The organism is Maribellus mangrovi, assembly GCF_037646455.1.
Classification (GTDB): domain Bacteria; phylum Bacteroidota; class Bacteroidia; order Bacteroidales; family Prolixibacteraceae; genus Draconibacterium; species Draconibacterium mangrovi_A.
Window position 1 is genome coordinate 1,443,083 of record NZ_JBBIXN010000001.1, and the last position, 25,218, is coordinate 1,468,300.

At 43.2% G+C, this 25,218-nt stretch carries 14 protein-coding genes; all 14 read left to right on the plus strand.

Features of this window, described 5'->3' with window-relative positions:
* Nucleotides 1–97: 97 nt before the first annotated feature.
* The 14 genes from WFY05_RS05475 (at nt 98) to WFY05_RS05540 (ending at nt 25,132) form a co-directional block, all read left to right on the plus strand.
* Nucleotides 98–3,298 (plus strand): SusC/RagA family TonB-linked outer membrane protein, encoded by a 3,201-nt coding sequence (locus tag WFY05_RS05475; protein ID WP_340111730.1) that lies wholly within the window; start codon nt 98–100, stop codon nt 3,296–3,298.
* A 12-nt stretch (nt 3,299–3,310) separates the two neighbouring features.
* Nucleotides 3,311–5,038 carry a RagB/SusD family nutrient uptake outer membrane protein gene (locus WFY05_RS05480; protein ID WP_340111731.1) on the plus strand — a complete coding sequence of 576 codons (1,728 nt, stop codon included), beginning with the start codon at nt 3,311–3,313 and terminating at the stop codon, nt 5,036–5,038.
* A gap of 30 nt (nt 5,039–5,068) precedes the next feature.
* The gene (locus tag WFY05_RS05485) at nt 5,069–5,905 is read left to right on the plus strand and encodes a hypothetical protein (RefSeq protein WP_340111732.1); all 837 of its coding nucleotides are present in this window, start codon (nt 5,069–5,071) and stop codon (nt 5,903–5,905) included.
* Between the two features lie 99 nt (nt 5,906–6,004).
* Nucleotides 6,005–6,607, plus strand: a complete 603-nt coding sequence (locus WFY05_RS05490) for a DUF4369 domain-containing protein (RefSeq protein WP_340111733.1) — start codon at nt 6,005–6,007, stop codon at nt 6,605–6,607.
* A 3-nt stretch (nt 6,608–6,610) separates the two neighbouring features.
* Nucleotides 6,611–8,344, plus strand: coding sequence for a DUF6057 family protein (locus tag WFY05_RS05495; RefSeq protein WP_340111734.1), 1,734 nt, complete (start codon nt 6,611–6,613; stop codon nt 8,342–8,344).
* Complete coding sequence (locus WFY05_RS05500) at nt 8,341–9,801, plus strand: TolB family protein (RefSeq protein WP_340111735.1); 1,461 nt, start codon at nt 8,341–8,343, stop codon at nt 9,799–9,801. The genes WFY05_RS05495 and WFY05_RS05500 overlap by 4 nt, the downstream gene beginning before the upstream one ends.
* Before the next feature lie 24 nt (nt 9,802–9,825).
* Nucleotides 9,826–11,613, plus strand: a complete 1,788-nt coding sequence (locus tag WFY05_RS05505) for a DUF6057 family protein (RefSeq protein WP_340111736.1) — start codon at nt 9,826–9,828, stop codon at nt 11,611–11,613.
* Nucleotides 11,614–11,616: 3 nt separating this feature from the next.
* Entirely contained in the window at nt 11,617–13,080 is a 1,464-nt protein-coding gene (locus tag WFY05_RS05510) for a TolB family protein (protein ID WP_340111737.1), read from the plus strand.
* A gap of 3 nt (nt 13,081–13,083) precedes the next feature.
* On the plus strand, nt 13,084–14,871 hold the full coding sequence (locus WFY05_RS05515) for a DUF6057 family protein (protein WP_340111738.1): 1,788 nt from the start codon (nt 13,084–13,086) through the stop codon (nt 14,869–14,871).
* Complete coding sequence (locus tag WFY05_RS05520; protein ID WP_340111739.1) at nt 14,864–16,333, plus strand: TolB family protein; 1,470 nt, start codon at nt 14,864–14,866, stop codon at nt 16,331–16,333. Before WFY05_RS05515 ends, WFY05_RS05520 begins: the two co-directional genes overlap by 8 nt.
* Before the next feature lie 328 nt (nt 16,334–16,661).
* Nucleotides 16,662–19,886, plus strand: a complete 3,225-nt coding sequence (locus WFY05_RS05525) for a SusC/RagA family TonB-linked outer membrane protein (RefSeq protein WP_340111740.1) — start codon at nt 16,662–16,664, stop codon at nt 19,884–19,886.
* Between the two features lie 12 nt (nt 19,887–19,898).
* Nucleotides 19,899–21,617 carry a RagB/SusD family nutrient uptake outer membrane protein gene (locus WFY05_RS05530; RefSeq protein ID WP_340111741.1) on the plus strand — a complete coding sequence of 573 codons (1,719 nt, stop codon included), beginning with the start codon at nt 19,899–19,901 and terminating at the stop codon, nt 21,615–21,617.
* Between the two features lie 17 nt (nt 21,618–21,634).
* The gene (locus WFY05_RS05535; protein ID WP_340111742.1) at nt 21,635–22,789 is read left to right on the plus strand and encodes a glycan-binding surface protein; all 1,155 of its coding nucleotides are present in this window, start codon (nt 21,635–21,637) and stop codon (nt 22,787–22,789) included.
* A gap of 12 nt (nt 22,790–22,801) precedes the next feature.
* Nucleotides 22,802–25,132, plus strand: coding sequence for an IPT/TIG domain-containing protein (locus tag WFY05_RS05540; protein WP_340111743.1), 2,331 nt, complete (start codon nt 22,802–22,804; stop codon nt 25,130–25,132).
* Nucleotides 25,133–25,218 lie beyond the last annotated feature (86 nt).

Here is a 25,218-nt window from a genome sequence, read left to right on the forward strand (position 1 = left end):
CTTCATGACGACTGAAAATGGGATTTTCACCATTTCATCTTAATCAATCAACTTATCAAGAAATAAACAAATCATCTAATAATCAAACAATTAATCTATGAAGAAAGTGCTATTTAACAGGAATTTCCATGGGAAATTTTCTGAATTTAGGATCATGCTGGCTTTGGTGCTCAGCGTGATGTTATTGTCTTCAAGCTTGTATTCGCGAGCCGCTTTGGCCGTCGGATTACAAACCAAGACAATAACCGGGAAGGTTGTAGCAGCAAGCGACAATTCACCTATTATTGGAGCAACTGTTACGGTTGATGGTACCACAAGAGGTACAGTTACCAATATCGACGGTGAGTTTAGTCTGGATGTTGAACCTTCTGAAGTAATCATTATTTCATTTATTGGTTACAAAACACAACGAATTGAGGTGGGTGATCAATCTTCATTCAGCATTAGCCTGGAAGAAGATATAACTGACCTGGAAGAAGTTGTTGTAGTAGGTTACGGTGTTCAGAAGAAAAAACTGGTTACCGGTGCAACAGTTCAGGTAAGCGGCGAAGACTTACAAAAAATGAATACAGTAAGCCCGCTCGGCGCAATGCAAAGTCAATCTCCCGGTGTTAACATTACCCAAAATTCAGGTCAGCCGGGTGAAGGATTTAAAGTTACCATTCGTGGTATTGGTACTACCGGCAATTCAAGCCCCTTATACGTTATCGACGGTGTTGCCGGTGGCGACATTAATGGTTTAAATCCTGCCGATATAGAATCGATCGATGTATTGAAAGATGCCGCATCTTCAGCCATTTATGGTGCTCGTGCAGCAAACGGTGTAATTCTGGTAACGACCAAACGTGGTCAGAAAGGTAAACTTCAGGTCACTTATGATGGTTACTATGGAATTCAAAATCCATACAAAATTCCACCGTTAATGACTGCTGCACAGTATATGACTATTCTGAACGAGGTAAACTTCAATGAAGGTTTGGCTCCTTACGATTGGGCATCCTTAATTCCTGATCTATACCAGCAAGTACAGAATGGCTGGGAAGGAACCAACTGGCTTAAAGAAATCGAGAATTCAAACGCTCCTACTCAAAACCACGCTATTAACATTACGGGTGGTAGTGAAATGTCACGTTTTTCTATGGGTTTCTCTTATGCCGATCAGGAAGGTATTTACGGTAAACCGGTTGAGCCAAATTACAGTCGTTATACTGTTCGCATGAATTCCGATCACACCATTTATAAAGTAGGCGATTTGGAAGTAATTAAGTTTGGCGAAAACATGAACTACAGCTACAGCAATAAAATGGGTATTGGTATTGGAAATATCTACTGGAACGATATTCACAATATGCTTATTGGTAATCCACTCATGCCGGTTTATAATGCCGATGGAGAATACTTTGCCAATGATGATCTGACATCATCAGGTTTGGCACAGATCGATCCGGGAATGACTAACCCGATTGCTTCCATGGATTACAACCGCGGACAGAACATTTCGAAAAACCATGCATTGAACATGAATGCATATCTGCAGGTTCAGCCGATCAAAAACCTGATCCTGAAAAGTAGTTTTGGTTACCGTATGAGTGCAGGATCTTATCGTTCTTATACTCCGGAATACCATTTGTCAAACAGCTCGATCAATGCTGACGATGACGTTAATCAATCGGCTTCGGTTGGTTATAGCTGGACCTGGGAAAATACCATCGCGTACTCTTTCAACATCGATCTGCACTCGATCAATGCATTGGTTGGTCAGTCGCTCGAAAAATGGGGAATGGGTGAAGGCGTTAGTGGCAGCAACAGTAATTCATTGTTCTCGGACTTTGAACATGCCTGGCTCGACAATACACCAAATTACGTAGCCGGATCAACCAGATGGGGTGGAAGCCCCTGGGGAGAAGGCGGACTTGCTTCATTCTTTGGACGTGTAAACTACGACTACAATGAAACTTATATGTTGTCGTTGATTATGCGTGCTGATGGTTCTTCAAACTTTGCAAAAGGTAACCGCTGGGGTTATTTCCCTTCAGTTTCTGCAGGCTGGGTAATGAGTAACGAAAACTTCTTCGAGGGCGCCACAGGTGTAATCGATTTCTTAAAACTTCGCGCCAGCTGGGGTCAAAATGGTAACTCATCAATTGCGAACTTCCAGTACCTTGCAACCGTTGCATTCGACGATTCAAATGCTTATTCATTCGGAAATGCAAAAGATTCGCAATCAACAGGTGGTTATGCCGATATCCTTCCAAACGAGGACATTGCATGGGAAACTTCAGAACAGTTAAACATTGGATTGGATGCCCGTGTGATTGACTCAAAATTGGGAATCGCTTTCGACTGGTACCAAAAAACAACCAAAGACTGGCTGGTTACAGCACCAACTTTGGCATCGTATGGTACAGGTGCACCTGCTATTAACGGCGGTGATGTAGAAAACAAAGGTTTTGAAGTAGCATTAAACTGGAACGACAGAATGGGTGACTTCACCTATGGCATTAATCTGAATCTGTCGCATAACAAAAACGAAGTGCTCAAAATTGCCAATGGAGAAGGAATCATTCATGGCGAATCGAATTTACTGAGCCAGGGTACAACCGAAATGTACCGTGCTGAAGAAGGTTTTCCTATCGGTTATTTCTGGGGCTATAAAACAGCCGGTGTATTCCAAAACCAGGCCGATATTGATAATACCGACGCCATCCTTCAGGAAAACCCACAACCGGGCGATCTGATTTTTGTCGACGCAAATGGTGATGGTGCAATTACCACCGACGACAAAGTTGAAATTGGTAATCCACATCCCGACTTTACAATGGGATTCGGTCTTAACTTCGGTTACAAAGGATTCGACCTTGGAGTAACTGCTAATGGTGCATTTGGCCACCAAATTGCAAAATCGTACCGTTCGTTTGCCGACTCGAAATTGCAAAATTATACGACTGATTTCTTTTCACGTTGGCACGGAGAAGGAACATCAAACCGACTGCCACGTATGAACAGTGGTAGCCATGCCAACTGGCAGGAAATCTCTGACATCTATATCGAAGACGCTGATTTTGTAAAAATACAGAACATCACGTTGGGATACGATTTCAAAAAATTGCTGACCAACATACCGTTTGGTCAGGCAAGATTATATGTAACTGCACAGAATCTTTATACGTTTACCAAATATTCAGGACAGGATCCTGAAATTGGTTACGGAGGTAGTCAAAGCTGGGTTAGTGGGATCGACCTTGGATTCTACCCAAGTCCGAGAACTTATCTGGTAGGTGTAAATCTGAAATTTTAATGACGAATGACTATGAAGAATTTATTATTTATACTGGTAATTGCAGCCTCGCTATTACTTGTGAGTTGTGAAGATTTTCTGGACACAACCAACTATACAAAAAAGGATACATCAAATTATCCTGAGACCGTTACCGATGCCAAGCAGGTTATTACGGGTATATACTCGAATCTGAGCTACAGTTCTGCTTCACCACATACATCGTACTATTACGCAGCCGAACTGGCTTCTGACGATCGTTTTGGTGGCGGTGGCGAAAACGACAAATTGATGCAAGCACTCGACCTGCTGATGAACAACGGATCGAGCATGCTCGAGGAATTCTGGAAAGTACGCTACACAGGTATCTTCCGTGCCAATATGGCCATTGAAACCCTTGATAACTGCGAAGGTTATGACAGTGAAGCACAAAAGAACCAAATGAAAGGTGAAGCCTATTTTATGCGCGCCTTCTTTTATCACGAAATGGCTTCATTCTACGGTCAAGTACCTCTTGTTGTAACTACCGAGGCAGTCAACCTGCCAAAAGCTTCGCCTGAAGAGATCTATGCGCAAATTGCCACCGACCTTAAAATGGCGATCGAACTGATGCCGTCAACTCCTTATTCGAGTGTTGAAGCCGGGCACGCAACAAAATGGGCTGCCGAAGCTTTAATGGCTCGCGTATACCTTTTCTATACCGGATTCTATAGTAAAGATGCTCTTCCTTTGCTTGGCGAAGATGGATCGATTTCAGGTTCTGTAAGTAAATCAGAAGTTGTTAGCTGGCTCGAAGACTGTATTAACAACAGTGGTCACACATTAGCTAACGATTACCGTGAATTGTGGCCTTACACCAATCGCTTTACTGTTGAAGAGTACGAACTTACAAAAGAGCAAGGCTTGGAATGGGTTGAAAATGACAATGCTGTGAATCCTGAAACCATGTTTGCCATCAAATATTCAAACTTCCCTGATTGGGGAACCACAATTGGATATTCAAACCAATATGCACTACACTTTGGATTACGTGGCGGACAAGACCTGGAAAATACCTTCCCGTTTGGTCAGGGTTGGGGTGCCGGTCCGGTTAACCCGCAACTTTGGAACTCATGGGAACAAGCCGAACCTGATGATCCACGTCGTGAAGCTTCAATCATTAATTTTAATAATGAATTGCCAAATTACGCAAAAGGCGGATGGGCCGATTTTATTCAGGAAACCGACTTCTGGAACAAAAAAGTGGTTCCTGTTAGTGCTCGTAATCCCGAAGATGGAACACTGGCTTCTTCTTACAGTGTTTTAATGTATGGAACAACCGAAAACTTCCAGCTCGATAATACTCAGGATCTGATTTTGATTCGTTATGCTGATGTATTGCTTATGCACTCGGAATTGACGGAGACCAATACGTACATGAACCAGGTACGCGCTCGTGCCGGATTGGGAGAAAAGCCATATTCTATCGAGAACATTAGAAATGAACGTAGATGGGAGTTGGCGTTCGAAGGTGTTCGCTGGAACGACATTCGCCGTTGGGGTATAGCAGCCGATGTTCTGGACCAACAGGAAGGACAACCAGTTTACACCAAAGGAACCGATGATCTGAATAAAGGATTTGGAGGTGGTTATGCTGCACGTTACAATGCAACAAAAGGCTTCTTCCCGATTCCTGATGCGCAAATTTTACTTTCCGACGGAGTTCTGGAACAGAACGAAGGTTGGGGAACACCCGCAGCCGAATATACCGGTTGGAAATAATTGAGAGGAATAATTTAAAAACGAATTGAGATGAAGAAATCGATTATATATCTATCAATTTTGGCGCTTGCGGTGTTTTATGCCTGCAGCCCGATAGAGGACAGAGACAGCAACGATATGCCAATCTCTGCCGATGAACTTGACGTTTCGGCCACTCCTGTGGTAATTAACGGAAAGAATTCGAACAAGGTGGTTGTGAGCAACCACAGCCCGGTACTTTCGGAATGGGATTATGGAGTTGGTAAAACAACAAAATCGGAAGATACAGTAACACTTGTGGTTGTAGGTACAACTACCATCAAGTTTACAGGTCTTAATCCTGATGGCTCATACGTTTCGAAAGAAATTGATGTGAACGTAGAAGAACTGTCTTTCCCGGTAGCTCCGGAATGGGGATACCTTTGCGGAAGCGGTGAAAAAACCTGGGTTTGGGACGATACCGACGGACAAGCAGTTTGGGGTAACGGTGGTTACCTCGGATGTTATGCTCCTTGCTGGTGGCTCGTTGCAAAAGCCGATATGGACGGACAGGATCCGGATTACGGCGGCGATGGTAAAATGATCTTCTCGCTGAACGGCGCTTCACTTACCAAATCAAATGCCAGTGGTTCAAACCAGGAAGTAGGTTCTTTCTCATTCAATATGAGCAAAACTACTGACGACGGAAATGGTAATCTTTGGGGAAAAGGTAAACTTAATACCAAAAACGTTACCGTTCTTGCAGGATTCCAGCCTAATGGCGGCGGTGCCCCGGTTTATGAGTACGACATTCTTCAGCTGGATGACGAAAAAATGTACCTGGGCTGGCCCGAACCGGGACAAGGTGCATGGGGAACTGCATGGTTCTGGATGTTTAAAAAGCAATAGCATTAATTTCAGATAATTGCGAAAAGAGGGCGTGTTTTTCGCCCTCTTTTTTATTTTTATTGATCGAAAACGATAGCGAAAAGAGGAAAAGTGAAGAGTATGAGAAAAATCGTTTTGCAGTTGCTGATCCTGGCTCTGGGATTCATGTCCTGTAACAGCAACAAAGAATTTGAAATTACAGGACAATTACCCGATAAAAGTTTCGACGGAGAATGGATCTATCTGGTACCTATGGTAAATGCACCGGTTGAACGGGTAGATTCGACAACGATCCGGGATGGAAAATTCAGCTTTTCAGGAAAAGTTGACCTGCCCGAAATATACGTTATCCGCGCAAAACCTCTGCTTCGTATTTCTCTTCAGGAATTGCTGGTGGTAAAAGAACCCGGCAAATTACAGGTTTACATTGGCAAAAACAGCTCGGTCGCAGGTACCGCATTAAACGATAGCCTTCAACAATGGAAAGAACAAAAACAAATTTTAGATAACCAACTGTTCCTTCTGTACAAAAGCCAAAAACAGGCAGGTGAAAAGGAAAAAGAACTTGTAGAAGATAAAATAAGCCAACTGCGCACCAAACGGGCGAACTACAATTTTCAATTTGCCAAAAACAACAAGGACAATGTGGTGGGCGAATTGGTTATTCGTTTTATGAAAGGCGCATTCACCCCCGAACAGCGAAAAGAACTTGGAGTTGATTAATGCATGAAACAAACTAAAACTAAACATCTTCTGATTGCCCCACTCGCGATTGCGATCGGAAGCTTATTGTTTTATCACTTTGTATATCCCTATCACCTGTTTTTTAAAGAGCAGATTCAACTCTTCCTTTTTACACCCGATTATTTGGCCTCCTACTTTAATAAACCGGCTTCTGTTTCACTTCTGTTTGGCGATTTCCTGACACAGTTTTTCTTTCTGCGTGGTGGCGGACCTCTGGTACTGGCCCTGGTTTTTGCCATGGAATGGATGTTAATTAGAGCGGTATTAAAACGTACTTTGTCGTTACAAACTGCCGGATGGTGGGCTTTGTTACCTGTCGTAGCCGATATTACCTCGCACCTCGCGCTGTCCTATCCGTTGGGAGCTTCGGTGGGATTAATTCTTTTATTGTCGATCTTTTTGCTTACTGAACGCATAAAAAACAAAGTATTAGCCAGCCTTATCTTTTTACTCCTGGCTGTTTTTGCTCATCCCTTTTTTGGAAGCTCGGCATTTGTCCTTCCGTTTTTGGTTCTTTTCAATAAGCGCTTTTACCAACATGTGTTAACGGCAATAATTTCATTTCTTGTTATTACTGCGATTCCGTATTTTCTGCGACCGAATTATTTGCTGCCCTTAACAACAACCTATTTGTTTCCCCTCATCTATTGGAAAGGGTTATTACTTCCGGCAACTTTTGCAGGCACGCTCCTCATCGCCAAAATGCTTGCTCCTATGAGAATCTTCCAAAGTGCCATTGGTGCTCTGGCTGTCTCGATTTCAATGGCTATTGCCATTACCGGATTTCTTGTAAATGCCAATTTCAACCTCGAAAAAATACTTGCGCTTGATAGTGAAACATACTTTAGATATACTGACAAAGTGATCGAACTGGCTGAAAAATATGAGCTAAAAACCCGGGTGGCAACCTATTACACAAACATGGCACTTGCCCAAAAAAATGAGCTGTCCGAACGTCTGCTGGAATTTTACCAGCCTTCGTTTTACGGATTGATTCTACCCGTTTCGCAAAAAGAATACTGGCAAACCATACTGTTCAGCAACGAACTTTTTTACCTGATCGGCGATATGAACCTGGCACAACATTCAGCCATGCTGGGAAATACATTTTCGCCCTATTACCGTAGTTCGCGCATGATGAAACGATTGGCCGAGATCAATATGGTAAACGGCGATTACGAGGGCGCTGAAAAGTTTCTTCGCATGCTCGATAAAACGCTTTTTCATAAAAATTGGGCCGAAAAACATTTAAAAGAAAATCATCCCGGATCGAAAGCTAAGTGGCTTGAAACAAAACGCCAGCAAATTGCTAAAAACGATACCATTAGAAATGGAACAGATTATTTAAGTGCTTTGGAATTTTTGGTTGAACAAAATCCACAGAACAGAATCGCGCTCGATTATCTGCTGTGTTACCACCTGCTGAATAAAGATTTGACGGCATTTAAAACAGCTTACGATCGTTATGCTAAAATGCAATTCAGTGTTGCACCCAAGGTATACGGAGAAGCCTTGTTGATCATCCTTTTCAAGGAAAATGCAAGTGAAGAAACCTTACAGGAATATAAAATTCAATCGCAGCAAATCAGTGATTTTATAAAATATACAAGTAGATTTGAGGACTTTAGCGACGATTTGGACGCGATGAAAAAAAACTGGGGAACAAGCTATTGGTTTTATTTTCATTACGCGACCATGATGGAGGAGGAAGAATGAAAAACAAACTACTTACATATTTTACATATTGCAGCATAATACTGGCAGTTCTGGTTTCGTGTAACCGGGAACCGGAAAATGTAGAGCAAAGCGATAATTATCCAAATATTTATCCCGATTATATTAATGTGACCATTCCCATGAATATCGCACCGCTGAATTTTATGTTGCGCGATTCGGTTGAAAATGTGGTGGCAGAAATAAAAAGTGTTTCGGAAATGCTGCTTGTGAAAGGAAAACAAAAAATCCGGATCCCCGAGAAAAAATGGAAGGATTTGCTGTTGAAAGGAGAACAAACCCTGGAGATTTCGGTGACAGCAAACCACAATGGACGTTGGACTCGTTACAAAACGTTCACCTGGGAAGTAAAGAACGAATCGATTGATGGTTACCTGAGTTACCGCCTGATTGAACCCGGCTACGAAGTGTGGAATAAAATTCAGTTGGCCGAACGGAATATTGAAAGTTTCGACGAACGCATTCTGGCCGACAATAATCTGACCGAGAACAGTTGCATGAACTGTCACATTTACGGCAATCAGGATCCCAATCTTTCGATGTTTCACCTTCGCGGAGCAAAGGGTGGAACGGTACTGAACCGAAACGGTGAACTACGAAAAATAAACACCAGAAACAAAGAAATGATCGCCAATGCTACATACGGGAATCTTCATCCTTCGGGGCGTTACGGCGTTTTTTCATCGAATGTGGTCATCCCTGAATTTCATACTTACAAAAGCGAACGACTTGAAGTTTACGACCGTGCATCCGATCTGATCGTAGTCGATTTCGACAACAATAAAGTAAGCACACGACCTTTTCTGAGCGACACTACAACTTTTGAAACTTTCCCGGTTTTTTCGGCCGATGGAAAATCCATATTTTACTGTTCGGCTCCATACAAACCTGTGCCCGACAGTATCCGATCGATGCGCTATAGCATTCACCGAATTGCGTTCTATCCCAAAACCGGTGAACTGGGGACGAAACCCGACACCATTTGGGATGCAGAAAAACACAAAGGCTCGGTGAGTCATTTAAAAACTTCGCCCGACGGTAAATACTTACTATACACCGTTGCCGATTACGGGACTTTTCCGATTTGGCATCGCGAAGCTGAATTACAAATGATAAATCTGAAAAACGGAAATGTTGATAAATTAGAAGCCGTAAACGGACCAAATTCCGATACCTATCACAGCTGGTCGTCGAACAGCCGCTGGTTTGTATTTGCAAGCAAACGTGATAACGGCATTTACGGAAAACCTTATTTCGCCTATGTTGACGCCGAAGGAAAGGTGCACGAACCTTTTGTTTTGCCACAGAAAGATCCGGCAACTTACGATTTCATGCTAAAATCATTTAACATTCCGGAACTCGCCAAAGGCCCCGTACCATTTGATGCCATGGACATTGAAAAACTATATTTTGAACAAGAAGCTGAAGTGGTGCATTAACCGAAAAAAGCAAAACTAAGAAAGATGAAACCAAATATATGGAAATACAGAATTAGCCCGAACGATCTGCTGACGCTGATTTTTGGCACTGTGGTTTTTGTTTTCTTCGGCTATTACTATCCATATCACCTCAATTACCAGGAACAGTTTCAGCTGTTTTTGTATACACCTGCCTATTTTTTCGATTTTATGAGTCGCCCGGGAGGACTGGCTGATTACCTGGGTAACTTCTTCACGCAATTTTACTTTTACTCAAAAATTGGTGCAGTAATTTTGGCACTGTTGCTTTCCGTTTTGCAACGCCTGGTTTGGTCGGCTTCTTTAAAATTAGGTGCGGCGGCGCACTGGATGCCGTTTACATTTATTCCGTCGATTTTGTACTGGAATTTACTGTGCGACGAAAATTACCTGCTGGGCGGTCTGAAAGCCATGTTTCTGCTGGCATTATTTATAAATATTTACCTGCTATTCAAACCCGGGAAATGGCAGATCATCGGTGGAATCCTCTTACTAATTGCTCTTTATTGGTTTGCAGGCGGAGTCTTTATCTTTTTTGCCTTGTTTGTAATTGGCACTAAAATTTTCGAAAAGAACAGAAACGAAAAACAAGCACTGATCGCAGTGATAAGCACAGCAGCAATCACCCTTGCTTTGCCTTATTTTGCCAAAGCCCTGGTGCTTCAATATCCCATGGAAAAACTGTGGGTAGGTACAACCTTCTTTCGTTATCCGGTTAACATTCCCGTTTCAACAGGAGTCATCGGATTATTAATTTTTGCCCTTCCTTTTCTGCTGCTCCTGTTATCGCAGTTGGTAAGCTGGAAAAGAACATTTTTCATCTTTTTGAGCCAGGTAGTCATTTTCTCACTTTTCGGATTTTCATTCATTCGTAATTCTGCCGATTTTTCGAAAGAAGAGGTCATGGAATACGATTTCCACATCAGAATGCGTAAATGGGATCGTGCGATTGCACTGGCCGACAAGAAGGCACCAAACAGTCCGCTTTCGGTCACGTGTTTAAACCTGGCATTGGCCAAACAGGATCTGTTGGGCGAACGCATGTTTTCTTATTATCAGAATGGTATGGGCGGATTGATCCCTGATTTCACCCGCGATTTTACCATTCCAACCATTGCCGGCGAAGTATATTATCACCTGGGTTTGGTGAATACCGCTCAGCGCTTTGCTTTTGAGGCCATGGAAGCACTGCCCAACTATCAAAAAAGTGTTCGTTCAGTAAAACGACTGGCCGAAACTAACATCATTAACGGCAATTACGAAGTGGCTAAAAAGTACCTGTACCTTCTTCAAAAAACATTTTACTACCGCGCATGGGCAACACAGGCACTCGAAATTATAAAAGACGAAAAAAAAGTAGAACAACACGTTGAATGGGGCTGGCTGAGGGAAGCCCGGATAAAAGGCGATTTTCTGTTTAGCGAACAGGAAAAAGAGAATATGCTGGGCTTGCTTTTTTCAAGCAACCAAAATAACCGCATGGCACTGGAATACCTACTGGCAAGCAACCTGCTCAAAAAAGACCTGCAACATTTTATCACCTTTTTCCCGCTAACGCAATCGTTGAATTATAAAGTGATTCCAAAGCATTTCCAGGAAGCCTTGCTGTACATTTGGGAGGCCACCAACAACGATCCGACAAAACAAATCTCCTACCCGATAAGTAACACGGTAAGAGCCCGGTTTGTCAGTTTTAAAAAGAGCTATGCGCAAACAGGAAACGCTTCTCTTATTCAAAAAGACTTTGGTGATACGTATTGGTACTACCTCAATTTCAGAACTCCAAAAAAATAAAACATGTACCGATTCATCTACATATTTGTCCTCGCATTAACTGTTGTTTTTACCTCATGCTCGAAGCAGGTAAAACCGGATATGAAAGCCGATGAACAACCGGAGATTTTTCCCGATTACCGCGAAGTTACGGTACCGGCAAACATTGCGCCACTGAACTTTCGCATGAAAGAGCAGGCTGATGGAATTGCGGTTTCAATAAAAGGTACGGCAGGCGGAGAAATCCATGTAAAAGGTAAAACGCATGCCGAATTTCCGGCCGGGAAATGGTCGGATCTTTTAACCGAAAACACAGGACAGGAACTGACTGTAACGGTTACGGCAAAAGTCAATGACAAATGGGTAGAATACGCTCCGTTTAAAATCCATATCAGTGCCGATCCGATCGATTACGGACTGGCCTACCGTCTTATTGCACCGGGTTACGAAGTTTGGAGTAAAATGGGTATTTATCAACGCCAGCTGGCTTCTTACGATCAGGATGCAATAATCGAAAATACTCTGATAACAGGGAGTTGCGTGAATTGTCACTCGTTTCGGCTTACCGATCCGGATGATATGAGTTTGCACATCCGCGGGAAAAAAGGCGGCACTATTTTGGCGACCGACGGCGATGTAAAGATCCTGAATACCAAAACACCAAAAACCATTTCGAATTTTGTTTATCCGTTCTGGCATCCCCGTGGAGATTACGTTGCCTATTCGGTAAATAATATACGGCAGGTATTTCACGAAACAAAAGATAAGCGTGTTGAAGTGATCGATTCGAAATCGGACATCATCGTTTATGATGTAAAAAATAATGAAACCTTGTACAGCGATAAGATAATGACCGACGATCATTTTGAAACTTTTCCGTCGTTCTCGCCCGATGGCAAGACTTTGTATTTTTGCTCGGCAGCAGCCAAACAAATGCCCATGCAATACAAGGACGTTCGTTATAACCTGTGCAGTATTGCTTTCGATTCGGAAACAGGAACTTTTGGCGATAAAATCGACACGCTTTTCAATGCAGCAGCCATCGAAAAAAGCATCACTTTCCCGCGTCCTTCACCCGATGGAAAATACATCATGTTCACCCTGGTCGATTACGGCAACTTTTCGATTTGGCATCCTGAAGCCGATTTGTATTTGTACGATGTTGCAAGAGGCGAAACCCACCCGCTGGATGAGGCTAACAGCAACGACACTGAAAGCTATCATTCGTGGTCGTCGAACTCGCGCTGGTTTGTGTTTAGCAGCCGCCGGATTAACGGCTTGTACACGCGGCCTTTTATTGCACATCTCGACGAAAACGGCAATTGTGGAAAACCATTTTTGCTTCCACAAAAAAATCCAAATTATTACGACGAGTTACTCTATTCGTACAACATTCCTGAGTTTATCAATAAAAAAGTGGAACTGGATGTTCGCACAGTTGAACACCTGGCCAACACCAAAGGAACCAATGTAAAACAACGCGAGTAATCAATGCCGAGGCTGAAAGACAAAAATATTATCCGAATTTGGAACGGGCTGTTCTTCCTTGTTTTGCTGGTATTCTGGCGTTTCTATTACATCAATCATCTTCTGCAGAAAGAACAAATGCAGCTTTTCCTGATTACGGCCGATTATCTGAAAGAGCACCTTGCTGTTCAGGGAGGACTTGCCATTTATTTAGGTGAGTTCATCACCCAGTTTTTTCTGAATAAATGGCTGGCCAGTGGAATTGTTTCGGCTTTGCTCACCCTGTTTGTTTTTGGTATTCAAAAGGTATTGAAAGCGGTCTCAGGAAAAGAAATTTATATGCTTTCGTTTTTACCGGCCATCGGATATCATTTTATGCTTTTCGATCGGTACTACAAACTGGCGGGCCTTGTTGCTGTTACCTTGAGCGTTTGGTCGCTGGTATTGTTTCTGCAGGTAAAAAAAGCAAATTGGAGAACAGCATTGGGTTTTATCCTCATGATTTTGAATTACTGGTTTTTGGGCGGCGCATTCATCCTTTTTGCACTTTCTGCGGTCCTGATCGAATTTCAGTTGAAATTTAAACCGGAACAAAAATATCAGGCTAGTCGTTCGCTGCTTACTGTACTGCTAGTTTATATAGTGCCCGCAGTATTGATACCGATCTATGTTCAACATTTTATTGTTATCGATCATTTGCTGAGTGCTTATTTTTCAAGAGTTTTTTACCAGTTTAGTTTTTTAATGCCAACTCCTGTCGTTTTGATATTGATCTCGCTTCCGTTACTTCTGCTGATTTACGGATGGCTTCCTGAGAAGTGGGTGAATTCGTTTTATGCAGGATGGGGTGTTTTGCTGTTTGCCACTTTATTTCTGATATCGGTAAAGCTTCCCAATTTTACCGAAGAAAAGGAAATGCATTTCGACAACCTGGTTCGCGAACGGAATTGGGAGAAAATAATTGATCTGGCTGAAACCGATCCCCCAACTGGGGAACAGGCGAAACTGGCAATTTCCCTGGCACTGGCAAAAACCGGACAAATGAGCACGCTGTTGTTTCATTTTAATCCTGAACCCAACGACTTTTTTATTCCTTTTAACATTCGCGGAATGGCACCGCTTATTGCCAACGAACCGTATTACTACCTGGGCCTGGTGAATTATTCGAAGATGTTGTGCATAGAAACCATGGAGTCGACACCCGATAAAAGTATGCCGGTGAGAGCAGTAAAACGCGTAGTTGAGAATTATATTATTGACGGTCAATATAAGCTTGCTGAACGATACCTTTGGTACCTCGAGCGTACTTTGTTCTACCGCAAATGGGCAGCAAATGCAAAACAATACCTTTACAACGACGAGAAAGTGAACACCCATCCCGAATGGGGGAAACTGCGAAAGCAGCGTGTTCACGACGATTTTTATTTTCAGTACAAGCGAAATGATCTGGCGCTCGTTTCTCTTCTTCGAAGCGATCAGCAAAACAAAATGGCCTACGAATACCTGATGAGCTGGTACCTTTTGCGAAAGGATTTTGATGAATTCCTGAAATACCTGCCGTTGGTTAATACATTTGATTACAAGGAAATTCCAAGAGTTTTTCAGGAAGCACTGGCTTACATTGCTACGCTTTACGAAGAAGTTCCAGAAGGATTAAAACAATTCCCGGTTTCGGCCGCAGTGCAGCAGCAACTCAAGCGTTATGCGCAGTCGTTTCAGCAAGGCGGCAGCAATCAGCCCGAAGAAATGAAAAGGTTGTTTGGTACTACTTACTGGTACTATGTACATTTTACTGATTTTGAAAATGAGTAGACTATTATTATTCGCCATATTATCAATCGTTTTGTGGAGTTGCTCGCAGCCGGTTCCGGAGAATGCCGTTGAAACCGATAAATTGCCTGCAATTTTTCCTCAAAATTACAAGACAACGATCCCCTTCAACATCGCACCGATCAATTTCCGGGTAGATGAAAACGCCAACCGGATTTATGTTTCAATTCAAGGAAAAAACACTGTGCTTAAAAAAACATTCAGCAATAATAAAACCAACTGGCCAGTAAAAGAATGGGCTGCCTTTCTAGATAAAAACAAAGGCGACAGCATAAGTTTTACGGTTTTTACCTCAGAAAATAATTCCTGGAAACAGTTCCAGTCATTCTCCTATTTTGTGTCGCCCGACCCGATCGATAATTACATGTTTTACCGACTGATCACGCCCGGCTATCAAACCTGGAACAAAATGGGGTTATACCAGCGACAGCTTAGCAGTTTCGAGGAAACTACTATTCTCGATAATACAATCATGCCGCACTCATGCATGAATTGTCACACACTGGCAGCTAATAATCCCGACAACATGGTTTTTCACATCCGTGAAAATAATTCTGGAACTTTCATCATTAAGGACGGGAAGGTCAAAAAACTGGTATCGAAAAAGGAAACACCTTTTAAAAGTGTTTCTTTCCCATACTGGCATCCTTCGGCCAAATACATTGCTTTTTCGATTAATAAAGTGCGCCAGGTTTTTCCAACCGAAGGAACTGAACGTGCACATGCCTTCGACATGGGATCGGACATGGTAATTTACGATGTGGATAAAGAGGAATATTTCACCTCGCCGCTTTTGTATGCCGAAGATGCTTTTGAATCGTTCCCCTGCTTTTCGCCCGACGGACGCAGTCTGTATTTCATTACGGCTCCTGCAGCGCCCATGCCAAGCGAAATTCGCAATATTCAGTACAGCTTATGCCGCATCGATTTCGATCCGGAAACAGCCACACTGGGCGAAAAAGTGGACACGCTCATCACTCCTGAAATGACCGGCAAAAGCCTGACTATGCCCCGCATTTCACCCAACGGGAAACACATTGTTCTTACGTTTTCCGATTACGGTAATTTCCCGGCTTATAACGAAGAAGCCGATCTGTACTTGTACAACATTGCTGATTCGACGATTGAAGCGCTCGATGCCGTTAACAGCAAGCAGGTAGAAAGTTATCACTCATGGTCGTCGAACGGGAAATGGCTTGTGTTTAGCAGCCGCCAAATGGATGGACTATTTATGAATTCATATTTTTCACACGTTGATGAAAACGGAAAATTCGATTCGCCGTTCCTTTTACCTCAGAAAGATCCCGACTTTCACAAATCATTTCTGTTTTCCTTTAATTTGCCCGAACTGGCAATCAAACCAATGCCGGTTTCGCCGCAGCAAATCGAAAAGACAGCAAAAGGATCAAAAACCGACAAGCGCACTTTCAACACCACTCATTAACGCCAACTGTGCGCTCTGCCTATGATGAATATCTGGATTTAATCATCCGGACTTTGCTTCAAGCAGATGCTCTCCCGAGCTGAATTTCTGAATCGAATCCATTTTTTAAATCATTCTATATAATATTTTTCCCTTTGTCATAGTTGATTTATTCTAAAAAATAAATTATCTTGAAGAACAACTTGTAAATTAAACAATAAGCTAATTAATATCTAAAACTATGAAACGATCATTCCTTATCTTTACTTCTACCTGATGCATAGCGTGGATTATCCGATCCGCTTCATCAGTATTTCTCTATCTAATCTAATAATCAAACTATTAATCTATGAGGAAAAAACTATTAAACAGAAATTTCCACAGGACATTTTCTGAATTTAGAATCACACTGGTCATAGTGCTAAGCGTGATTTTATTGTCTTCCAGCCTGTATTCGCGCGCCGAAACAGACGACGCCCAACAAACGAAGACAATTACCGGTAAAGTTGTTTCTGCAGAAGATAGCTCACCTATTGTAGGTGCCACTGTTACCATTGTGGGAACTACCAGGGGAACCGCAACCAACGCTGATGGTGAATTTTCGTTGGAAGTAAGCCAGGGAGATGTTATTCGAATCTCTTTTATTGGATTTACTGCACAGGAAATAACAATAGGTACTCAGTCGAGTATTGAAGTACCGCTGGAAGTTGAAACAACCGGACTTGACGAGGTTGTGGTTGTAGGTTATGGATCGGCTAAAAAAACCAACCTTACTACTGCGCAGGTTGGTGTTTCCAACGATCAAATCGAAAAAACAGTGAACACGACTATGGAGCAAGCGCTTCAGGGTCGTGCAGCTGGTGTATTTATCACTCAGAACTCAGGTCAACCCGGTGGAGGCATGTCAATGATCATTCGGGGGGTAAGTACCATTAACGGCTCAACCGAACCTTTGTATGTAATTGATGGCCTGCAGGTAGCGGGCTCTTCTGTTGAATACGGGAATTCAAGTTCTTCCAATGCTTTGGCAGGTATCAACCCTTCTGATATCGAAGATGTTCAGATTCTTCAGGGACCTTCTGCTACTGCTATTTACGGATCGAGAGCAACCAACGGAGTTGTACTGATCACTACAAAAAGAGGGAAACGTGGCGATGCCGATATCGCTTATAATTTCTCGTATTCCGTTCAAACAACACCCCAACATTTAGATGTGATGAACCTGAGAGAATACGCTCAAATGGTGAAAGAATTTCATGACATTGCTGGCGGAACCACTCCCGAAGAATTCCTCGATCCTTCGATTTTGGGTGAAGGCACAAACTGGCAGGGCGAATTATTTAAAGAAGCTCCTATGCAAAAACACCAACTTAGTTTTAGTGGTGGTGGCCAATCGTCAACCTACTACATTTCGGCTGAAATTTTAAACCAGGAAGGTGTGGCCATTGGATCTGAATTTAAACGTTACAGTTTGAGGAGTAACACTTCGCAGGAACCACTGCCGTGGTTACGCATCCGTGAAAATGTCAACTTCAGGCAAATCAACGAAATTTTGACCACTTCTTCGGAGGGCGTTATTAGCAATGCCTTACAAAATACACCGCAGGTACCCGTTAAAAATATCGACGGAACCTGGGGCGGTTTCGAAACCAAGGAAGGATCGAACCAGTATGCTCCGATCAACCCGGTTGCGATTGCCAGTTTAAGAACAAACGAAAATGTTCGCCGCGAACTAAACGGTGGGTTTAACCTTGAGGCTGACATTGTTGACGGGCTTGTTTTTCGCACCTCGATGAACGGCAGCTACAATACCCGTAATGCCATCTATTTTAATCCAAAAATGCAAATTGGATGGTATGTAAGAGATCGTGCAAGCTTTACTGATATGACCAGCGTTAGCACCTTTTACAGCTGGGATCAACAACTGTCATACAATAATAATTTTGGAGAACATTATATCGATGCCACAGCATTGCACGAATACAAAGAAGGTACCTGGAAACAAAACACCGGTTACCGTGAAGGCTTTCTTACCAACGACATCCTCGACCTGAATGCCGGTGATGAGAGTACCTCGGTTGCCAGTGGCGGAAGTAGTTCGTGGGCCATGGAATCCTACCTTTTCAGAATCAACTACAATTACAACGAAAGGTATCTTGTTCAGGGATCTGTTCGTGCTGACGGTTCTTCCAACTTTGGAGCCAACAACCGCTGGGGTGTGTTCCCTGCCGGTTCGGCAGCCTGGAGAATCAGCAACGAAAGCTGGTTTGATGTTTCCTTTATGAATGAGCTAAAACTGCGTTTCGAAACCGGTTTAACCGGTAATTCAGGATGGGGCGCCGGCATATATTCTCCGCTGCAAACAACAGCTACCGAGTGGGGAACCGGTTTTTCACCGGGTAAAATTGCCAACCCCGATTTGCAATGGGAAGAAACCTTAACCAATAACATTGGTATCAACATCCACTTATTCGATAACCGCATTCAGATTGAAGCTGATGTTTACGAAAAAACAACCAACAACCTGATCTTCGATGCCAGCTTACCCGGATTTATGGGTAGCTCGGGCAATGGCGGCGCCGGTTCACCTACCGTTAACTCAGGCAAGATCAGCAATAAAGGTTGGGCCGTAAGCGTGAACTCGACCAACATTCAGAAAAACAATTTCAGGTGGGATATGAACTTTAATATCTCGGGTGTGAATACAGAGGTTGAAGAACTGAATAGCGAACTCGGATTCTTCGATCGTACCTCGTGGTGGATGAACAACTGGACACAGCGCACTGCCGTTGGCGAAGCTCCCTGGATGTTTATGGGTTACCTGTACGACGGGATCTTCCAGTCTGAAGATGAGATCAACAACAGCGCCATCCCAACCGATGCCAACGGCGGCAGATTACCCGTTGGTGAAGATGGGGTTTGGGTTGGTGACGTCAAATATCAGAATGTTGAAGGTGACAGCGGTGCCGAAGGTGTTATCGATGTAAACGACCGTACATACATCGGTAATCCCTGGCCAAAGTTCTTTGGTGGTTTTACCAACAACTTCACCTACAAAGGATTTGATTTGAGTATTTTACTCACATTCAATTACGGGAACGATATTTACAATTATGTGCGTATGATCAACTCCAATCCGTCGCAGATAAATGTTGGCCGTAACCTCATGACGGACGCCATCGACTACGCAAAACTGGTTACCGACGAAAATGGTGCAGCTTATATAAGCAATGCTGAAACCGATTTACCGCGTATCTCATACGGACCTAACAACAACTGGACACGCTTTTCGAGCAGGTGGGTTGAAGATGGCTCGTACCTGAAAGTTAAAAACATCACGCTGGGATATACGGTACCAAAAACTTTGTTAAACAAAATAAACTATGTGAAGAACCTGCGAGTGGCAGTAAGCGCTCAGAATCTCTACACTTTAACCAATTACACCGGTTACGACCCGGAGGTTGGATCTTATGTTGGCAGTAATGCCTCAAGTGCCAATCAGGCCATAGGTATCGATACAGGCCGTTATCCTTTAACGCCTACCTATACGTTCAATTTAATGGTTAACTTTTGATAAAACAGAATTATGAAAATATATAAATACAACTGGTTAATAATAGGTCTCATCGGACTGTTTATGCTTACCAATTGTTCTGAAGATAACTTGGTGAGACCTCCGGAAGATGCACTTACCGATGTCGATTTTTACAAGACAAACGAGGAAGTGCTTGCAGCAACTGCTCCATTATACAGTCGCATGTGGTTCGACTATAACGATAAAGCATCATACAGCATTGGAGATTTAAGAAGCGGCATAATGATGGCCCCCTGGAATAGTCGTGAATTTGGTGCCTTTAATGCCAACGGCGATAACTCTGAAGTAATTGCAGGATGGAATGCTTTCTTTACCGTGGTTCAGCAGTCGAACCTGGCCATTCGCAACATTAATACTTACGCCACAGAAGCCGTTTCTGATGACATTAAGAAAATGGCCATAGCAGAGGCTCGTTTTATGAGAGCCTGTGCCTATCGAAATCTGGTTCTGGCGTGGGGTCCGGTTCCAATTATTACCGATAACATCGAAATCATGAACTCTACGGATATCAGGCGAAATACAGCAACAAGTATCTGGAGATTTCTGACCAGTGAAATGCGTTCAATTGCAGAAGACCTCCCTGATCAACCTTATGCCACCGGACGTATTACCCGGTATTCTGCCGAAGGTATGCTGGCTCGTTTTTACCTATCGCGAGCCGGCGCCGAAGCCGTTGGAGGTGAACGAAATCAAATGTACCTCGATAGTGCCAAATATTACGCGCAGCATGTTATCGAGAACAGCGGCAAATCCTTGATGGAAGATTACAGATCATTATTCTTATTTCCTTACGACAATAATAATGAATCGCTGTTCGAACTGCAGTGGGTATATTCAAATGCATGGGGCCCGAGCAACTCAGCTCCGGCTTACCTGGCCTACAGTTCCGACATTGGTAACGGAGACGGTTGGGGCGGTGCTTACGGTGCATCCTGGTACGTCATTTCTCAGTACGAGGGTATTAATCCGATAGGAACAACAGGAGATACCATAAAAGGAGCTACTCTCGATACCCGTTTGTACAATACTTTTATGTTGCCCGGTGCACATTATCCTGAAATTACACAGGATTATACTACCGACGACGGAACTGTTGGACAGCGGGAATGCATTTATCCGAACAATACGAGCGATGCCAGTTTTGCCTGTACCAAGAAGTACATCGTTGGAAAAGCAGTTGATGTTGGTGGTGAAGCTTCTTCGCAGCATTACCCGAATAATACCTACATGCTGCGTCTGGCAGAATTGTACCTGATTTATGCTGAAGCAACGCTTGGAAATAATGAACAGTCATCTGATGCGACCGCACTGGATTATGTAAACACCATCCGTCGCAGAGCAGGTTTGAATAATCTTGCAAACGATGCAGGCACCGGTGATCGGTCCTACTTCACTGCAGATGACATCTTCAAAGAAAGAACACTTGAATTTGCTATGGAAAGCATGTTCATGTACGATTTGAGTAATATTTTCTACTACGACAAAGCCCGTGCATTAAGCATCCTGAATAATCAGGACCGTGGCTTGTTTGCGATTTATCCTGATGTTTTCCCGGATCCAAATTCCTGGACTTTCGTAAAAACATCATGGCATACCGAGCGCTCGATAAATGCGACAGAAGGTAACTTTTACCTGCCTATTCCAACCGCTGATTTGGGCGGGATGCCGAGCTTATCCGAAGATCCTGTTGATTACTACAGTAGTAACTGAAATTTAAATTGAGAATGATGAAAACTAAATTTCGATACATATATATTGCACTGGTAGCATTTTCGTTAACTGTGGTGTACAGTGCTTGTAATGATAGTGATGATGAAACATCAGGAACACCCAGAATCGACTATATCCGGATTACAGATCCGGAAGCTTCCGATTCTCTGCTGGTCAGTGCCGGCCAAGGCCAGTTAATTGCTGTAATTGGTGAAAACCTGGAAGAAGCTGTTGCAATTGAATTTAACAACCTGCCGGCCACGATAACAATTCCATACGTAACCAATACTTCTATTTTGGTTCGCGTTCCGTCGGAAGTTCCTGAAGAGGTGACCAACCAAATGGTTGTTTTCTTCAAAAATGGAAGTAGTTTGACACACGACTTTTCGGTGTCGATTAATAAGCCAAGTGTTACCTCAATGGCTTGCGAGTATGTAAATGCCGGTGGTATAGCCGAAATTCACGGAAATTATTTCTACGAGCCGCTGCAGGTTATTTTCCCAGGAGATATGGAAGGAGAAGTCGTTTCGGTTGAGGACGAAGCCATTAAGGTGATTGTACCGGAAGGAACATCCCCCGGACGAATTACCGTGAAATCAAATTTCGGAAGCGGACAATCCACATTTATGTTCCGCGATAACCGTAACATCGTTATCAGCAGCGATCCATTTACCGGCTGGTGGAATGAATCGTATGTGATAACAAATCCCGGAGAAGGCGATCCTGAAAAAATAAACGGGAATTACATTCGGGTACAAAAAGTAGTGAGCAGTTGGGCATGGACGGAAGTTGCGGGTGGACCGGCCAGTGCAATGGGCGACATCAGCAAAAACATACCTGACGAGGCCATTCTGCATCCCGATCTTTATAATCTGAAATTCGAGATCAATACACTCAAGCCTTACAACAATAATGTAATCCGACTGAATTTCGGACTTTCCGAAGGAGAAGTGAACGATGCTTACCTCTGGAATCCGCCTTATGATACAGGTGGAGAATGGAGAACCGTTTCCATCCCTTATGCTGAAATCGTAAAATCGTACGAAGATTTAGGTGTAACGATGCAAGTTAATCCAAATGGTTACTGGACCCGGGTTTTAATCTTTGGTAACGGTGACCTGGATTGTGATATCGCATTCGACAATTTCAGAATTGTCCCAAATAAATTCTAAGCAATCAACGATATGAAAAAAAATAGAATAAATATTAGATATCTGGCTATTCTGCTGGCGTTACTGTACGGTAGCATGTCGGGGATAGTGTTCGTCTCGTGCAATGATGATGACGATGAAATGACTTCGGAAGTTGCGTTAATGAGTTATGGACCAATGCCCATCGCCCGCGGGGCAGAACTCCGTTTTATCGGGGAGAATTTAATGAAGGTGAATTCAATAGTTTTACCAGAAGGTATTGATATTCCTGCTTCGGAATTTACAGAGCATACCGAAACAGGCATTAAACTCATTGTTCCGCAAAACGCCGAACCGGGATTGGTTGTACTGAAAACCGATGATGGTGATATAACAACCAAAACCCAGATTACCTATTCTGAACCCATATCCATTGATAATTTATCGCCGGGTACCATCAAACCCGGACAGGAGATAACAATTACAGGTGAATACCTGAACCTCATAAAAGAGGTAATTTTCACCGAACGGGTTTCAGTCGGCGACAGCAGCTTTACAGCACAAAGCCGTAAAGAAATTAAGCTGATCGTACCCGAGGAAGCTCAAACCGGAACAATTGCCGTTTCAAACGGTGCTGAAGACCCAATCGTTGTTTATTCCGAAACCGAGCTCGCGGTTGTAACACCAACACTTACAGCTGTTTCTCCAAGTCCGGTTAAAGCAGGTACAACCCTCACAATTACAGGAACCGATCTTGACCTGGTTAAAAGAATAGATCTGGGAGGAGGCAAGATCATTAACGAATTTGCCAGCCAGTCGGAAACCAGTATTACCCTAACTGTACCTGCAGATACAAAAGATGGTAAAGTGACCGTTTACCCGGCTTCAATGGTAGCCATTGAGTCATCGGAAGATGTGGTTATGGTGGTTCCAACAGTAAATGTTTCGCCAACAACCATTAAAAATGGCGGCGAAATTACCGTTACAGGTACCGATCTTGATTTGGTTACCGCTGTAACCTTTGCCGGTGGAGCCGGTGGTACAATAACCGACCTCACCGAAACTGAAATGAAAGTACTGGTTCCAGATGCGGCTGTGAGCGGCGATCTTGTATTTTCTACTGCTGCCGATAAATCGGTTTCAGGTGGCGAGATTACAATAATTAAACCTACTATAACCGAAATAACGCCAAATCCGGTGTCGGCAGGAAATGAGATTACAATTACAGGTACCGATCTTGATCTGGTAGTTTCTGTAACCTTTGCAGGCGACGTTACCGTAGATGTATCTCCTGAGTCGGAAACAAGTATTACATTAGAAGTACCGGTTGATGCCGAATCCGGAGATTTGACTCTTACCATGGTTAATGGCGAAACTGTTGTATCTTCGCTAATCGTCGACAAACCGCTGTTCTGTTATATCCCCATTCTTCCGGGCGAGAACGATACCATTAAAGCGGGCGAATTACTTTCAGTAGAACTCGCCAACGAAGATAAATTAACCGATATCATGGTGAACGGAGCTTCGGTTCAATATATTCTGAACGGGACAACCTGTTATATACTTATACCTGAGAATTCTTCCGGGGCAACTGATTTAACACTTATGTCATCAAATGGTGAAATCACTTATGAATTAGATGTTCTTGGCGGCGGAATTGTAGAAACGATTGTTTATGAAGGTCCGAAAGCGATCGGATGGGGTGATCCGGCCATTGTGCCCATTACAGCTTTCCAGGATGTACCGGTTGGTTCGATATTGAAGATCTACTTCTCACAAACCGAAAATTGGGGACAAGCCCAACTTAATAACGGTAACTGGGCAGTCATTCCTTTCGATGAACTCGGTGGTGATGGGTACATCACAACCAATACCTATAACGATAAGTCGGTAACAGAACAGGAATTGGTATTGACGCAGGATGTACTGGATAATATCCTGAATAATTCTCCGTGGGGTGACGGACTTATTATACAGGGCCAGGACTGGATTATTGCGAAAGTGAGCATAATTACAACAACGGCCAGTGAAACCGTTATTTTTGAAGGCCCCAAAGCCATTAACTGGGGAGATGCCGCTATTGCTCCAATTTCTGCTTTCGACGGAGTAAATCCTGGAGCGATTTTGAAAATCTATTTTGAACAAACGGAGAATTGGGGACAGGCCCAGATTAATAACGGGAACTGGGCTGTAATTCCATTTGACGAACTCGGTGGCGATGGTTATATAACAACCAACACCTACGACGACAAATCAGTAACCGAGCAAGAATTAGTACTCACTTCAGCGGTTTTAGACAATATCCGGAATAATGCCCCATGGGATGATGGCCTTATTATTCAGGGGCAGGACTGGATTATTACCAAAATAACTATTATTAACTGATAAATTCCGAATGAAATTAAAAGGCTGTTTCATTTTCTTTGAAACAGCCTTTATTTTCTCCTTGCGCTCGCCTTAAGGCAGGTCAT